Raw genomic sequence first — 14285 nt, 5'->3', positions numbered from 1 at the left:
TGCACAAAAGGATTTTCACTACTATCGGGGCTAAAAAACAAAGAATGAAAACAACTTTTTACAGTAACGGAAAACTCTTGATTACAGGCGAATATTTAGTACTAGACGGCGCCAGAGCATTTGCATTACCCACAAAATTTGGACAGAATTTAATTGTAGAAGATGCTTCAAATAATGAAATTGAATGGAAAAGTTACAATTTTGACGAACAGCTTTGGTATGAAGATACGATCACTTTTCCTGAAATCATTAATAATGAAGCTGCTAAGATTGAAACTGTAAAAACAACCTTAATCAATATTCTTCATGAAGCTTATATCTTAAATCCTGATTTTATTAATACTTCACAAGGATATAAAGTCACGACACAATTGTCGTTTCCTAAAAACTGGGGTTTAGGCACATCGTCTACCTTATTAAATAACATTGCACAATGGGCACAAATTGATGCTTTTACGTTGCTTAAAAATAGTTTTGGAGGAAGTGGTTATGATATAGCCTGTGCCCAAAATAATACTCCAATTGTTTATCGACTGGAAGACAATTCTCCGGTTGTAGAAACAATTACTTTTAATCCTGACTTTACACAAAATATCTATTTTGTTTACCTTAATAAAAAACAAAACAGCAAAGCAGCGATTAGTGCATATTATAATAACAAAAACCAGAATCTGGCTCATAATATTATTGACAACAATAAAATTACTCAAGCTATCTTACAAGCAAAAACACTTAAGGAATTTGCCCATAATGTAGAAAAGCATGAAATTCATTTGAGTAATATACTAGAAATCAAAACCATTAAAGAAATTGCTTTTCCTGATTTCAATGGTGTCGTTAAAAGTCTTGGTGCGTGGGGCGGCGATTTTGTAATGGCAATTTCAAAAGAGAATCCGCAAGCCTATTTTAACTCAAAAGGATATGAAACAATTCTTTCTTATGACGAAATGATTTTACAGAAATAAGTATTCCTTTTTACGATAAGCCCTAAAACAAAAAAAGTAAACCAAATAGTTTACTTTTTTTTATGCTTATGATGTTTTTTCCAGACGACGAACTTTCTGAGTTTCTAACTCATTAGACTCAATTAGCGTGTTGTGTAAACGTTCTGCCATTTTTTCTATACTATTTGTAATAGAATCATACACAACTTCCATTCTGCGATGTTTCTCTTCTTTTACTGCTCGCAAAACATCTTCTACAAAAACCTTATCGTATTTTTCAGCAACAGAATCTCGTGTATTGGTAAGTCTGATCACATAATCGTTACTTAATATAGTAACCTTAAAATGTTGCTCCTCGTTACTTAAATAGTATTTTCCGCCCAATTCATCAACATTGATGTCAGTACTGCCAACCTTTAGAAGCTCCGTAATTATTCCATAAATATGATTCTCTATTTTGGAATATACTCTAGGTTTTCTTTTGAACAAATTAAACTTATAAAACATTCAGTATCTGATTATTAAAATCGTTTCTCTAATTATTAATTTTAATCTTTATGCAACATCTGCATAAATAGAATATCTTATTAAAACAAAAATTCGGACAAATTAACTGTAATAATTTGAATATCACAAATATTTTAAATCATATTTACATTATTCCCATGTAGTTAGAGAAATAGATAAAACATTTACTACAAAACAGTTAGAAAAATATATTTAACAAAAAACCCGAAACATTCAAATGAATGTTTCGGGTTCTGTATTTAAAAATTTAATTACTTAAAATTAGTAGTTAAATTGTAATCTGTTATCTTCAATTTTAGCATTGTTTTTCAAAGCTGGTAAAATTCTGCTTGCATCAGATGCGCTTTGAGCTTTTACTTTAGCAACATATTCAGCATGATTAGCAATTGCAGGAGCTTTTACAGTACTAATGTTTTTTACAACATAAACTCCTGTATTTCCTTCAATTGGAGCAGATACTTTATTTGCAGCTAATGCAAATGCATTACCAACAACTTTAGGCTCTTGCCCAACTCCACCAGGTAAAACCGGATTATCAAGTGTTACATTAGTAGCTTGTTGAACAGCAACACCAGCGCTTTTAGCAGCAGCTTCTATTGTAGAACCTTTTAATTTATCTTTTAAGATCTCTGCTTTTTTCTTGTTTTTCAAGATTGACTCAACATAAGGTCTTGCCAATGTTACAGATACTAAACCTGATTTGTTTTCGCTTTTGTATTGAGCAATTACGTGACCAATATTAGCGATTTCAAAACGTTTTACATCACCTGTATTAGTTTCTTTATCATAAGCCCATCTAATAATGTTACGTTGGTTTCCTAAAGGACCAAACGCTTCATCCATTGCTTTTGCAGTTACAGGAGGAGCAACTTTTAAACCTAACTCTTTTGCTGTAGCATTAAAATCTTTATCAGCAGCATCCATTTCGAATTTAGTTGCTAATGTAAATACTTTATCAGAAGTAGCTTCAGAAGGCTCAATTTTTTGAGCAATAGTAGCTAAACGAATTCCGTCTTGTTTATCTGTAATTTTGATAATGTGAAATCCAAAAGGAGTTTCAACTAAACCAACTTTTCCAATTCCGTTGTTGAATACAAAATCATTGAATGGTTTTACCATTTGGTTTGGACCAAAATATCCTAGATCACCACCTTGTTGTGCAGATGAATCATCAGAACTTGTAAAAGCCAACATCATGAAACTGTCTGGATTTGCCTGAACCTGAGCAAGAATTTCTTCTGCTTTAGCTTTAGCTTCTTCTTTAGTTCTTTTTTCTTTTTGGTTTGGAGTTTGAGATCCTTCATAACCAATTAAGATATGACTTGCTTTTGCATTAACACCAGCTTTAAATCCTAAAGATTTAGAGATAGCATAATATCTTCCGTAAACATATGGTCCGTAAATTGCTCCGGCAGGTAAGCTGAATAATTTATCAGCATCTACAGCTGGTAAAGCATTTTTAGGAACATAAGTAGAATCGTAAGGAACATCAGAATTTGAATTTACAAATTCAGCAATGTTAGTTGCGTTTCTAAAACCTGGCAAAGTATCATTTTTACCTGTTTTTGCATTATATTCTACTCTTCCGTTTAATAAAGAAGTGATTTTGTTTTTGATTTCAGCTTCGTCTTCTTTTGAAGCTTTATCTTCTACTAAAACATATTGAATTTCACGAGTTGCATCCGCTTTGAATTTTTTCTCGTTTTTCTTCATGTAATCTACAATTTCCGAATCAGAAATTTTTACTTCGCTATCTTTTATAGAAGAATATAAAGCTGCAGCATAAGCAAAGTTTACTTTGTTAGCTTCCATTTCATATTTTAATTTTCCTTCGCTAGCTGTAGTATAAAGACCTGCTTTTACTAATGTATTGTAGATTTGAAATTTTGCGTTTAATTCAGCATCTTTTTCTTTTTCAGAAATATATTGTGCTGCTTCAGGATTAGCTTTAAAGTATTCTTTAAACTTTACAACATCAAAACCACCAGCTGCGTTTAAAAACATTGGGTTTTTACCAATATTTGGATCTGATTTTAAAACTTCAAGTAAGTGCTTTTCACCAACTCTTAATCCTAATTTATCAAATTGCGCTGATAATAATGCGATCGAAACTTCTTGATCCCAAACTCTGTTTGCAGCTTCAGTGGAAGTAATTCCTTGTCCACTTTTTTCAACATTACTAACTTTAACTCTAAAGTCTTCAAATGAAATATCTTTTCCATCGATGCTTCCCACATCTTTTGAACTTTGACCGAAACTTCCTCTGGTGAAAAGATCTTGTATTATAAATGCAAATAATGCAAGTGCAATAACTCCTATCAATAAAGCGGAACGCTGTCTAATTTTTGCTAAAACTGCCATTTTTATTATCGTTAATTTTATATTCAGTTTGCGAAAATACAATTATCTAGTTAATAACAATACAACTAGCGTTTTATTTTACACAATTTTTTTCATTAATTAAAAAAATCACTCTTTTATTGTCAATTTAACCAATTCTATTTTCTTATTTGTGGCTTCTTCAATCACAAAATAATAGCTGTCAATCACTATTTCCTCTCCCTTTTGAGGTATTTCTTTTGTAGAATTCACAATAAATCCCCCAAGAGTTCCGTAAGAATCTTCTTCAGGAATATTCAGTTTATAGGTTTCGTTTAAATATTCTACATCTAATCTGGTCGAGAACAAATACTTACCTTCGCCCAAATCTTCTTCAATCAATTCTTCTTCTTCTGAATCGTGCTCATCTTCAATCTCTCCAAAAAGTTCTTCGACTATATCCTCAATAGTTATAATTCCGGAAGTACCTCCATATTCATCTAAAACTACAGCAACATTCTTTCGTTTTTTGATTAATAAATTCAGGGCATCTTTTATCAAAATCGTTTCCGGAACGAACTCAACAGTCATTAAAACTGATTTTATTGTTTTAGGCTTTTTAAACAAATCAAATGAATGCACGTAACCCACAATGTCATCAAGGGAGTTTTGACTCACCACTATCTTAGAATACCCGGTTTCTATAAATAATTCTTTAAGATCCGTAATGCTGTCAAACAAATCGATATCGACAATCTCTGTACGCGGCGTCATAATATCACGCGCTTTTACACCTGAAAACTCTAAGGCATTTTGAAAAATCTGAATTTCTGAATCCAGTTCTTCATCATCTTCAACAGAGTTCATTTGTTCTGTAATATAATTTCCCAGTTCTATTTTACTAAAATAAAGCTGTACCTGATCGCCTTCTGTCTTGAAAAATTTTCGCAATACAAAATCCGAAATCCAGATAAAAAATGTCGAGATGTAATAAAATAATCTGTAAAACAAATATGCCGGAATCGCAAAAATCTTAATGAGCGAATTGGCATAAATCTGAAAAAAGACTTTCGGAAAAAATTCTGCTGTTATTAAGACTATAAAAGTCGAAATTATGGTTTGAACCAATAAACTTGTGGCATCAGAAAAATGAAATCCAAAACTGCCCATGCAATTCAGGACTAAATCTCCCATGTAAAAACCATAAACTACCAATGCTACATTGTTACCAATAAGCATTGCAGCAATAAATTTTGAAGGGTTTTCAGTAAGTTTAGTTAGGATTTGGGATAAAAAATTATCTTGCTTTTTTTCTATCTCAAGATAAATTTTATTCGAGGAAATAAAGGCTATTTCCATTCCTGAAAAAAAGGCTGATAGTATTAAACATAGTATTATAATACTAATTTCCATTTTTTATTGTTTTTTATAATGGTCATCAAATTTCTTGGCGTATTTTCTCCTGAAGAAAAACATAAAAACGCTCACACCAGCAACTATAAAGCTTAACCACGGATTTTCATCAGGTGAATTTAGCTTCGTAATTCCATCATAAATGAAAGCAGCTGCAATTAATAAATAAAGATATTGTGTATATTTTAAAACGCCCATAATTATATTTTTTCGTCTGATTCTATTTCACCGCTTACGCGTTGTGAATTAATTACTTTAAAGTCTTTACTAAAATCGATACCCTGACCGTAAGAAACTCCTTTTGCATCAGTAAGTTTAAATTTTCTTTCGGTATAAAACCATTCATTTTTCTGATCAAAATACAATTGCTCCGTTTCAAGCATTTGTCCGGTTTCTGACGTAATCTTAACCTTTCCCTGCAAATCTATTATCTGGGTTGGCTTATAAGAAACAGCGTAATTTGATACGATAAAAGTACGCTTTTGTTTTTTATCATATAAAGTAACATCAATTCCTTTTGGAAATTCAGTAAAAGGAAAATCAAGATTTGAGTAATCTAACATTTTACGGCTTTTTAAAACCGCTGTTATAAGACCGGAATCTGTGTATTTTATATTTACGGTATCTGCATCACTTCCGGGAACGAATTCTGAGAAGTTAATTTTCTGAACTTCTTTAAAATTACTTTCACACCCAAAAAACAGTGTCACAGCAAGAACTGTGACAATGGTTATAATATATCTCTTTGGTAAATTCATTTGCCAAATGTAGTAAATTGTAATGAGCTTAGAAAAACATACAACTAATGATTAGTTGAATTTGCTTTTCACGAACCATCTGTCGTTAAAAGAGAAACTCAAACTAAAGTTGAAGTAATTCTCCTGAACTAAATCTGCAGAAGTAGTACCTCTTTTTCCAAATTCTAACCCAACGTTAACATTAGAAAAAGAACCATTACCAAGCGGAATTCCAGCTCCTAAACTCATACCAACATCATTGATTGATTCGTTGTTAACAATCAAACCAAGTTTTTCATATTTAAGACCGGCTCTGTATGTAATTCTGCTAAGATAACTTGTAAACGATGCATAATTAGGAATATAATATCCACCTACTGCATATTTTTGATATTTTTCATAGCTTATATTATCCGCAGCATTGTAATAATTGGCAAGTTGCCCATTACCCTGAAACGCAAATGTTGTACCTACTAACCATTTTCTAGGCTGCCCAATACCGGCACCAAATGTTACTTTGTTTGGTATCTTTAATTTATCTTCATGCGGAGCTCCTTCATAAGGATCTGCATCACCATCTACAGAAATAACCCTTGTATTATTTGCCGTTAAATTACTTGCAAAACTATAATTCAAACTGGTAAACAAAGTCAATTTTTTATCAATTTTTGTTTGGTACATGGTTCCAATATTAAAACCAACACCAGACAACTCAGATGCATTTGTTTCTGCAGTAGCATTTTGAACTCCAGTAACAAGCTCAACACTTGTTGTTGTAATTTTACCAAAGTTATATTGTGCATCAGCACCAATAGTCCAGTTTTTCTTAATTTTATATCCTAAACCAAAAAATACTCTGTTTACTCCACCTTTTCCCTGAAGTTGCGTACTTGTTGCTCCGTCTGTTCCTGTGTTGTCATTTTGAATTTTATATCCAACTGAACTTACCGGAATCAAACCAAAAGCTGCTCCAAATTTTCCCATTGGGATTCCAACAGCTAAATAATCAAAAGTTGACCTTTGTGCTTTTTCAGATTTCTCAGTAGTTTTTAATACGGAACTTGCAAAAGTACCTCCAACAGTAAAAGTAGTTTGTCCCAAACTGGCGTAACTGGACGGATTTTCAATATTCAAATGGATACTATCCTGCTCTACCGAAACCCCGGCCATAGACCTGTTTTCCAGAGTCCCTTTAAATCTGACATCACCAATCCCAAAGAAAGAATAAGGAGAAGCAGTACCCTGTTGAGCAAATGAAACGAACGAGATAAGCAAACAAGCGCTTACTATAATTTTTTTAATCATTGTCGATTTTTATATTGAAATGTTTGGTTCAAACTCTCTAATAGAAAATTTGAATTGGCAAATATGGTATTTTTTAATCGTTTAGCCAAAAAATCTGCATCTCCTCCCGTTAAAATTATTATAAAATTTGAAAAGTTTGCCCGATATTCATCGATAAAACCGTCAATCTCATAGACGAAGCCATTTACAACTCCGGAATGAATCGCTTGCGCTGTGGAGTTACCTATATATTGTTCCGGCAATTCAAAACTAAGCAAAGGCAGCTTGGCCGTGTAATTGTGCAAGGCTTCATAACGCAATCGCAAGCCGGGAGAAATCGCTCCCCCCAGATAATTATCATTTTCGTCGATAAAATCGTAGGTAACGCAAGTTCCTGCATCAATTACTAATCTGTTTTGTTTAGGAAATTGCAAAGTTGCGCCAGCCGCCAAAACCATTCTGTCTATTCCTAAAGTTTTTGGGGTGGCATATTTATTTATAAAAGGGAAAATATCTTCATGAGTCAAAAAATGAATCTGTAAATCATTTTCGAAAGCCAAAAAAGATTGTTTTTCTACATTTCCAACAGAGGCAACAACCAAATCTGAGCAATTTTGAAATTTTTCTAAAATATTTTTAATTTTTTTTTCAAGTTCACTTTTCTCAAAAACAAAATTCTCCAGAACATTACTTCCCTCAAAGACAGCAGCTTTTATCCGAGTATTACCCACATCGACAGTTAAAATCATGTTTACATTTTTATAAACGCGAAGATACGAATTGATTTTTTTTAAAAAATGTTTTGGATAAACGAAAAATGATTCTATCTTTGCACCCGCAATCAGCACGGTGCCTTAGCTCAGATGGTAGAGCAATGGACTGAAAATCCATGTGTCCCTGGTTCGATCCCTGGAGGCACCACCGTTAAAACCCGAATAGCAATATTCGGGTTTTTTGTTTTTTTATGCTTTTCTGATTGTAAAATTTTATCGCTAAATGCGCTAGGATTTACGCAAAGGTTCCTAAAGCTTATTTTACTATAACAAGATGACATTTTCTACAAAGTTTAGAATTATATTTTTCGACTTTGTAGGTTGATACTTAATTATTATCTTTGAATTATGAGCACACTTACAAAACCAAATCATATAGGACGAAAAATAAGCCGTATTCGTGAACTTCGTGATATGAAACAGGAAGCTTTAGCACAGGCTTTAGGAATAAGCCAGCAAACAATATCTGCTATCGAAAATAGCGAAACCATAGAAGAAGAAAGACTTATTGAAATAGCACAAGTATTGGGAGTAAACGTCGAAGCTCTTAAAAACTTCTCAGACGAAGCCGCGATTAATTATTTTAATAATATACATGATAACGAAATTAACGGCGGTATCACTAATCAACCTAATCATTGTACTTTCAATCCATTAGATAAATTAATGGAAACTGTAGAAGAAAATAAAAACCTTTATGAGCGTTTGCTTCAATCTGAAAAAGAAAAGAACCAATATTTAGAAAAACTATTAAAGGAGAAATAATCAATGACTCCTCTGTTTTAAAAGATATCCTTTATAAAAGAAAATCATAATTTGTCCCTTGTTCTCCCGAAGCCTCGGGACTGGAGGCACCACCGTTAAAACCCGAATAGTCCCGAAGCTTCGGGATTCGGGTTTTTTTTTTAATACTTTCTAAAAGTTTTTACCGCAAAATTCAACAGTTAAAAACTATGTGTTGCCTACTTTTGTACTTTGATACTTAAATTATTATATTTGAGCTATGAACACAGCAACAAAACCAAAACATATTGGAAGAAACATAAGCCGAATTAGAGAGCTTAGAGGTATGAAACAAGAAGCTTTAGCATTTGCCATTGGCATAAGCCAACAATCTATTTCTAACATTGAGGGAAGCGAAACTGTTGATGATGAAAAACTGCAGGCAATTGCAGAAGTTTTAGGCGTCACTGCTGATGGTATAAGAAACTATAGTGACGAAGCTGTATTTAATATTATAGGAAACACAGTGAACAATCACGACAACGCTTCATTTTTTCAATACCAACCAACGTTCAATCCTTTAGATAAACTTATTGAATCTTATGATGAAAATAAAAAACTTTATGAACGCTTAGTTCAGGCTGAAAAAGAAAAGAATCAATATTTAGAAAAACTATTAAAGGAAAAATAATCAATGACTCCTCTGTTTTAAAAGATATCCTTTCTAAGAGAAAATCATAATTTGTCCCTTGTTCTCCCGAACTCTCGGGACTGGAGACACCACCATTAAAACCCGAATAGTCCCGAAGCTTCGGGATTCGGGTTTTTTGTTTTTAATTTCTTTTTCAAAAATTCCAATCTAATTCCGATAAGTTTTACTTCTAGTTTGTCATTTCGAGGAACGAGAAATCACATTACATATTCACGGTTCGTTGCTCTCTGGATGTGATTTCTCGTTCCTCGAAATGACAAAATATACTAATTATAGCTTTGCGAATTTCGCATTTTTATTTTGCACTCATTGCAGTTAAAAATCGTTTTCTAATCTCTCCTCCAGTTTTAATGCAATTAGTATTACTAAAAACCCAGAAGTCAATAATTATGTTCTTTTTGTTAAAAAAGTATCAACTAAATAAAAAAATATCTTATATATTCGTAAAATGATACTTTATATTTTTATTTATTACTAAAAACACAGATCGCTTTATGAGTAAAACTTCTACAAAAGGTATTTGGAAAGTAATTTCAGCCTCTTCAATGGGCACAATGATTGAATGGTATGATTTCTATATTTTTGGAAGTTTAGCGGTGGTAATTTCAACAAAATTCTTTCCGAGTGACAATCCTACAGCGGCATTTTTATCGACTTTGGCCACTTTTGCAGCAGGTTTTGTAGTTCGTCCTTTTGGAGCATTATTCTTTGGCAGACTTGGAGATATCATTGGTCGTAAATACACTTTTATGGCTACTTTATTATTAATGGGAGGTTCTACTTTTTTAATAGGCTGTATTCCCAGTTACGAAACGATTGGTTTTATGGCGCCTTTATTAGTTTTAATTCTGCGTTTACTACAAGGACTTGCCTTGGGAGGAGAATATGGCGGAGCAGCCACTTATGTTGCTGAACACGCTCCTGTGGGACAAAAAGGATATTGGACTTCCTGGATTCAGACCACAGCTACAGTTGGTTTATTTATTTCATTAATGGTAATACTGGCTACAAAAAACATTCTTACGCCTACAGATTTTGATTCCTGGGGATGGCGTGTTCCGTTTTGGGTTTCTATTGTAATGGTTGGTGTTTCGTACTTAATTCGCAAAAACATGGATGAATCTCCGGTATTTGCAAAAGCTAAGAAAGAAGGCACAACGAGCACAAATCCGTTAAAGGAAAGCTTTGGAAACAGGTATAATCTAAAATTTGTTTTACTGGCATTATTTGGCGCTACAATGGGACAAGGTGTTGTTTGGTACACCGGACAATTTTATGCCATGAGCTTTATGAAAACAGTAATGAATATTGATTCGTCGCAAGTAGACGGATTATTAGGAATTGCTCTTTTGATAGGAACTCCGTTTTTTATCATTTTTGGATGGCTGAGTGATAAAATTGGGCGAAAATACATTATGATGGGCGGAATGCTGCTCGCTATTTTATTTTACAGACCAATTTATAAAATGATGTACAATACTACAGATGTAAATTATAAAACCGAGATGGTAGAAAGTACGGGTCAAAATGTCGAAAAAACAAAAAATGGCGACATAATAACCTCAATTTCAAAAACCTATACTGACGGAACTACGTATATCGAAAAGAGAACTGATTTTGCTAATAAAAAAGAATCTCAAAGTAGTATTTCGATCACTATAAATTCAGGCGATGAATGGACATTAATATTTTTAGTCTTCATTCAGGTTTTATTTGTTACAATGGTTTACGGTCCTATCGCAGCTTTTCTGGTTGAAATGTTTCCAGCTAAGATCAGATATACTTCAATGTCTCTGCCGTACCATGTTGGGAATGGTATTTTTGGAGGGTTGCTTCCGGCGATATCAACCTATTTTGTAACGCATTCAAAAGAAGCCGGCAAACCTGAATTTTATCTTGACGGACTTTGGTATCCTATTATAATAGCTTCTGTTTGCTTTGTAATTGGAATGATTTATATCGATAATAAAAACAAAACTAACCACCTTTAATATAATAATTATGAATGCGATCAAACAAATTTTAGGTGTTTTATGGATTGTTCTTGCGGTTGCAGCGGCTTATTTTTGCGTATTTGAATTTGGTTTACCCAAACTTCTATCAGACAAACAAGACGATTTAGTCTTTGGGATCATCATTCTTTTTATCCTTACTCCTCTTATCGTTTTAGGACTGGGAACTTTTGGGTATTTTGCCGTTATTGGAGAATACAACAAAGAAAAAATGTAAAATAAAAGGGCTGCCTTTTTACAGACAGCCCCTTTACATTACTAACATAACCAATTTTTTATGTTGTCTATGACAAAAGGGCTACCTAATAAGATAGCCCTTAATTTATTTACATTGAAATTAATCTAATGTTATCGTTTTTGCAACGTTGTCTATTTTAAATACTCTTGATCCCGTAGGTCCTGTATATTTAAAATTAGAATCTCCGTCACCTGCATTTACTAATTCTGAATCAATAGTATAACCCAATCCTGTATAGTAAGTAAAGTTATGACTGTTGTCGCCGCCCCAGTTACCACCACTTGTGAAATCATTTTTGATAAATTCTCTAAATCCTTCTCCGCTTTTTAGAACAAGAGTAACCTGATAGATATTACTTTGACCAGCAACTAAAGGAAATTCAGTTTCTGCATCACCATCCCAAGACCAACCTCCAGGAGTAGCTGCACCAACTAACCAATGCGAACTTGCCAATGGTACGTGATAAGGTGTTGCTTTTATAGTAAAGCTATTAGAGTATTGAGGAATTCCTGAAGCTCCAACGACAGATTTAATACGAATATCAACATTGTTTACTTCTTTCTCAACAAAACCACCGTTTACTAATGCCGAATTTAATTCTTCTACTGTTAATTCTTGCGAAACACCAGTTGTGCTCATTACAGTAATTGGGCTTGCAAAATTAGTTCCTGCTTTAGCAATCTGAATTGTGTAATTTATTATTGCCTGAGGTACAGTATAAGTTGCTTTGTTCCAGGTAACAGTTGTAGCAACGTTTTTCTCAGTTTCTTTTGATAGTACAATACTAAAGCCAGATGTTGGTGTTAATAATACCGGAGCAGTTCCTGCATCAATAACAGGTCTGTTCTCAACATCATCAGCATTACATGAAACCGCCAAAACACCAATAAATGCGATTAAAATTTTATATATATTTTTCATTTTAATGTTTTATAAAGTTAGTATCCAGGATTTTGTTTCAAAGTTGGATTTGCCTGAATATTTCTTGCAGGAATAGGCATTAAATCTCTGAATGACTCTGTAGCATTACCATTTACAGATCCACCTTTCCATTGCCAGATTTTAGACGCTCCGCTAAATTTTCCAAAACGAATCAAATCAGTTCTTCTGTGACATTCCCAGAATAATTCTCTTCCTCTTTCATCTAAGATAAAATCAAGAGTTAACTGAGGAAGTGTAATTGCCTGTGCATTTGCTCTTGCTCTAATTTGATTTACATAACCTAAAGCTGTTGCAATATTTCCGCTTGAAGCTCCTCTAAGAGTTGCTTCGGCATACATTAAATAAGCATCTGTTAATCTAAACATTGGGAAATCAATATCCGGGATATCATTTCTTTGTGCTGCAGAACCATCAGCATTTTTATTGATGTATTTTGTTACAGCATAACCATCAGTAAAAGTCGAAACATTATTAATGTCTTTAGATTGTCCGTTTGTGTAGAACGTACCTCTATTATCTGCAGTTGCAGTTGCATCAGGAAAAAGATTTACAAACTCTCTACGAGTTCTAATCCCTTGCCATCCACCATCCATACCTCTTGATGCAGCATCCATGCTACCTCCAATAGAAGCGTGCATGATAAAACTCATACCTCCACCAGTTGCTCTAATAGCATTACCATCACCAACAATTGGGAAAATAATTTCTGACTGAGCACCATTTCTATTATTATCCGCAGAGAATAAATATCTGTATGGAACATTTGCAAATGTATATCCTGAACCCGTAATGATTTCATTACATAAAGTTGCGGCTTCATTGTTTTTATCTACACCTATATATACTTTAGCATTTAAATAAACTTGCGCCAATAAAAATTTAGCAGCAGTTTTATCAACTCTTCCATATTCATTTGCTCTTGGAGCCACTAAACTATTGTCTAGGTCTTTCAATTCAGATTCAACGAAAGCAAAAACTTCTGCTCTTGTTTTTTGTTCCGGATAAAAGAATCCAACAGGATCTTTTTCTGTCGTAATTGGCACATTACCAAATAAATCCATTAAGTTATAATAAGAGAAAGCTCTTAAAAAACGAGCTTCGGCTCTAAAATTAGCGATATCAGCTTTTAAGTTTGCATCAACACCTCTTGCAGTTAATTTCTCATCTGTAGTTTGTCTTAAAAACTCATTAGCAACACTAATGTGGTAAAATGCTCTTGAGAAAGTTCCTTCAAGAAATTCATTTGCAGGAGACCATGTTTGAGCATTCAATGTTGGTAAAGTACCATCAGCCCATGCAATAATCGCTTCATCTGTAGTAAATTCCTGTGTTACAAAAAGTAATCTTAAGTAACTGCTAAAGTCACCACCAAGTCCTGCAATATCTGGACTTTTTCCAGGTACAGCAGCATCACCATCACCATCATTACCACCCACATACAAACCTGCGTATAATTTAGCCAAAACTTCTTTGTACGATGCAGGATCTTGAAAAAAGGTTTCTGATAAAAATTCATCATCATCCTTTGGCGTCACGTTTAAGTCGTCCGTACACGAAGTAAGCGTCATACTTAATCCTAAAACGAATAGGAAAAAATAAGATATATATTTAAATGATATTTTCATTTTGTTTGTTTTTAAATTTTTGATTTCAGTCTACT

The 14285-nt window shown here is 33.3% G+C and carries 14 protein-coding genes and 1 tRNA gene; 6 read left to right on the top strand and 9 right to left on the bottom strand.

What is annotated here, in order from left to right:
- Positions 1-44 precede the first annotated feature (44 nt).
- On the top strand, positions 45-965 hold the full coding sequence (locus ASF10_RS02035) for a GYDIA family GHMP kinase (protein ID WP_056245556.1): 921 nt from the start codon (positions 45-47) through the stop codon (positions 963-965).
- A gap of 66 nt (positions 966-1031) precedes the next feature.
- Here ASF10_RS02035 and ASF10_RS02030 read toward each other — a convergent pair whose 3' ends face one another.
- From ASF10_RS02030 to ASF10_RS02000, 7 genes are all read right to left on the bottom strand, one after another.
- The gene (locus ASF10_RS02030) at positions 1032-1451 is read right to left on the bottom strand and encodes a hypothetical protein (protein WP_056244733.1); all 420 of its coding nucleotides are present in this window, start codon (positions 1449-1451) and stop codon (positions 1032-1034) included.
- A 282-nt stretch (positions 1452-1733) separates the two neighbouring features.
- Positions 1734-3833: a peptidylprolyl isomerase gene (locus tag ASF10_RS02025; protein ID WP_056244731.1), complete on the bottom strand. Its 2100-nt coding sequence runs from the start codon at positions 3831-3833 to the stop codon at positions 1734-1736.
- A 108-nt stretch (positions 3834-3941) separates the two neighbouring features.
- On the bottom strand, positions 3942-5204 hold the full coding sequence (locus tag ASF10_RS02020) for a hemolysin family protein (RefSeq protein ID WP_056244727.1): 1263 nt from the start codon (positions 5202-5204) through the stop codon (positions 3942-3944).
- Between the two features lie 3 nt (positions 5205-5207).
- Positions 5208-5402 (bottom strand): hypothetical protein, encoded by a 195-nt coding sequence (locus ASF10_RS02015; RefSeq protein WP_056244724.1) that lies wholly within the window; start codon positions 5400-5402, stop codon positions 5208-5210.
- Between the two features lie 2 nt (positions 5403-5404).
- Positions 5405-5962, bottom strand: coding sequence for an LPS export ABC transporter periplasmic protein LptC (lptC, locus tag ASF10_RS02010; RefSeq protein ID WP_056244722.1), 558 nt, complete (start codon positions 5960-5962; stop codon positions 5405-5407).
- A gap of 51 nt (positions 5963-6013) precedes the next feature.
- Positions 6014-7246, bottom strand: coding sequence for a hypothetical protein (locus ASF10_RS02005; RefSeq protein ID WP_056244719.1), 1233 nt, complete (start codon positions 7244-7246; stop codon positions 6014-6016).
- Entirely contained in the window at positions 7243-7974 is a 732-nt protein-coding gene (locus ASF10_RS02000) for a type III pantothenate kinase (protein ID WP_056245554.1), read from the bottom strand. Before ASF10_RS02000 ends, ASF10_RS02005 begins: the two co-directional genes overlap by 4 nt.
- A gap of 99 nt (positions 7975-8073) precedes the next feature.
- Here ASF10_RS02000 and ASF10_RS01995 point away from each other — a divergent pair.
- From ASF10_RS01995 to ASF10_RS01975, 5 genes are all read left to right on the top strand, one after another.
- Positions 8074-8146, top strand: a tRNA-Phe gene (locus ASF10_RS01995).
- Between the two features lie 200 nt (positions 8147-8346).
- A complete protein-coding gene (locus ASF10_RS01990; RefSeq protein WP_056244716.1) occupies positions 8347-8763 on the top strand; it encodes a helix-turn-helix domain-containing protein in 417 nt (138 codons plus the stop codon).
- 238 nt (positions 8764-9001) lie between these two features.
- A complete protein-coding gene (locus ASF10_RS01985) occupies positions 9002-9412 on the top strand; it encodes a helix-turn-helix domain-containing protein (protein ID WP_056244713.1) in 411 nt (136 codons plus the stop codon).
- Between the two features lie 515 nt (positions 9413-9927).
- Entirely contained in the window at positions 9928-11424 is a 1497-nt protein-coding gene (locus tag ASF10_RS01980; RefSeq protein WP_056244710.1) for an MFS transporter, read from the top strand.
- Between the two features lie 10 nt (positions 11425-11434).
- Complete coding sequence (locus ASF10_RS01975; RefSeq protein WP_056244706.1) at positions 11435-11662, top strand: DUF6814 family protein; 228 nt, start codon at positions 11435-11437, stop codon at positions 11660-11662.
- 120 nt (positions 11663-11782) lie between these two features.
- Here the strand turns inward: ASF10_RS01975 and ASF10_RS01970 are convergent, their stop codons facing one another.
- Positions 11783-12604 carry a SusE domain-containing protein gene (locus ASF10_RS01970; RefSeq protein WP_056244703.1) on the bottom strand — a complete coding sequence of 274 codons (822 nt, stop codon included), beginning with the start codon at positions 12602-12604 and terminating at the stop codon, positions 11783-11785.
- Between the two features lie 17 nt (positions 12605-12621).
- Complete coding sequence (locus ASF10_RS01965) at positions 12622-14250, bottom strand: RagB/SusD family nutrient uptake outer membrane protein (RefSeq protein ID WP_056244700.1); 1629 nt, start codon at positions 14248-14250, stop codon at positions 12622-12624.
- Positions 14251-14285: the final 35 nt, after the last annotated feature.

This window comes from Flavobacterium sp. Leaf82, assembly GCF_001422725.1.
Lineage (GTDB): Bacteria > Bacteroidota > Bacteroidia > Flavobacteriales > Flavobacteriaceae > Flavobacterium.
This window is presented reverse-complemented; position numbering and strand designations above follow the sequence as displayed.

Coding starts and splice junctions, on each gene's coding strand:
- ASF10_RS01980 (WP_056244710.1), top strand. CDS start 9,928: ATGAGTAAAACTTCTACAAAAGGTATTTGGAAAGTAATTTCAGCCTCT.
- ASF10_RS02015 (WP_056244724.1), bottom strand. CDS start 5,402: ATGGGCGTTTTAAAATATACACAATATCTTTATTTATTAATTGCAGCT.
- ASF10_RS02005 (WP_056244719.1), bottom strand. CDS start 7,246: ATGATTAAAAAAATTATAGTAAGCGCTTGTTTGCTTATCTCGTTCGTT.
- ASF10_RS02030 (WP_056244733.1), bottom strand. CDS start 1,451: ATGTTTTATAAGTTTAATTTGTTCAAAAGAAAACCTAGAGTATATTCC.
- ASF10_RS01965 (WP_056244700.1), bottom strand. CDS start 14,250: ATGAAAATATCATTTAAATATATATCTTATTTTTTCCTATTCGTTTTA.
- ASF10_RS02035 (WP_056245556.1), top strand. CDS start 45: ATGAAAACAACTTTTTACAGTAACGGAAAACTCTTGATTACAGGCGAA.
- ASF10_RS01975 (WP_056244706.1), top strand. CDS start 11,435: ATGAATGCGATCAAACAAATTTTAGGTGTTTTATGGATTGTTCTTGCG.
- ASF10_RS01990 (WP_056244716.1), top strand. CDS start 8,347: ATGAGCACACTTACAAAACCAAATCATATAGGACGAAAAATAAGCCGT.
- ASF10_RS01970 (WP_056244703.1), bottom strand. CDS start 12,604: ATGAAAAATATATATAAAATTTTAATCGCATTTATTGGTGTTTTGGCG.
- ASF10_RS02020 (WP_056244727.1), bottom strand. CDS start 5,204: ATGGAAATTAGTATTATAATACTATGTTTAATACTATCAGCCTTTTTT.
- ASF10_RS01985 (WP_056244713.1), top strand. CDS start 9,002: ATGAACACAGCAACAAAACCAAAACATATTGGAAGAAACATAAGCCGA.
- lptC (WP_056244722.1), bottom strand. CDS start 5,962: ATGAATTTACCAAAGAGATATATTATAACCATTGTCACAGTTCTTGCT.
- ASF10_RS02000 (WP_056245554.1), bottom strand. CDS start 7,974: ATGATTTTAACTGTCGATGTGGGTAATACTCGGATAAAAGCTGCTGTC.
- ASF10_RS02025 (WP_056244731.1), bottom strand. CDS start 3,833: ATGGCAGTTTTAGCAAAAATTAGACAGCGTTCCGCTTTATTGATAGGA.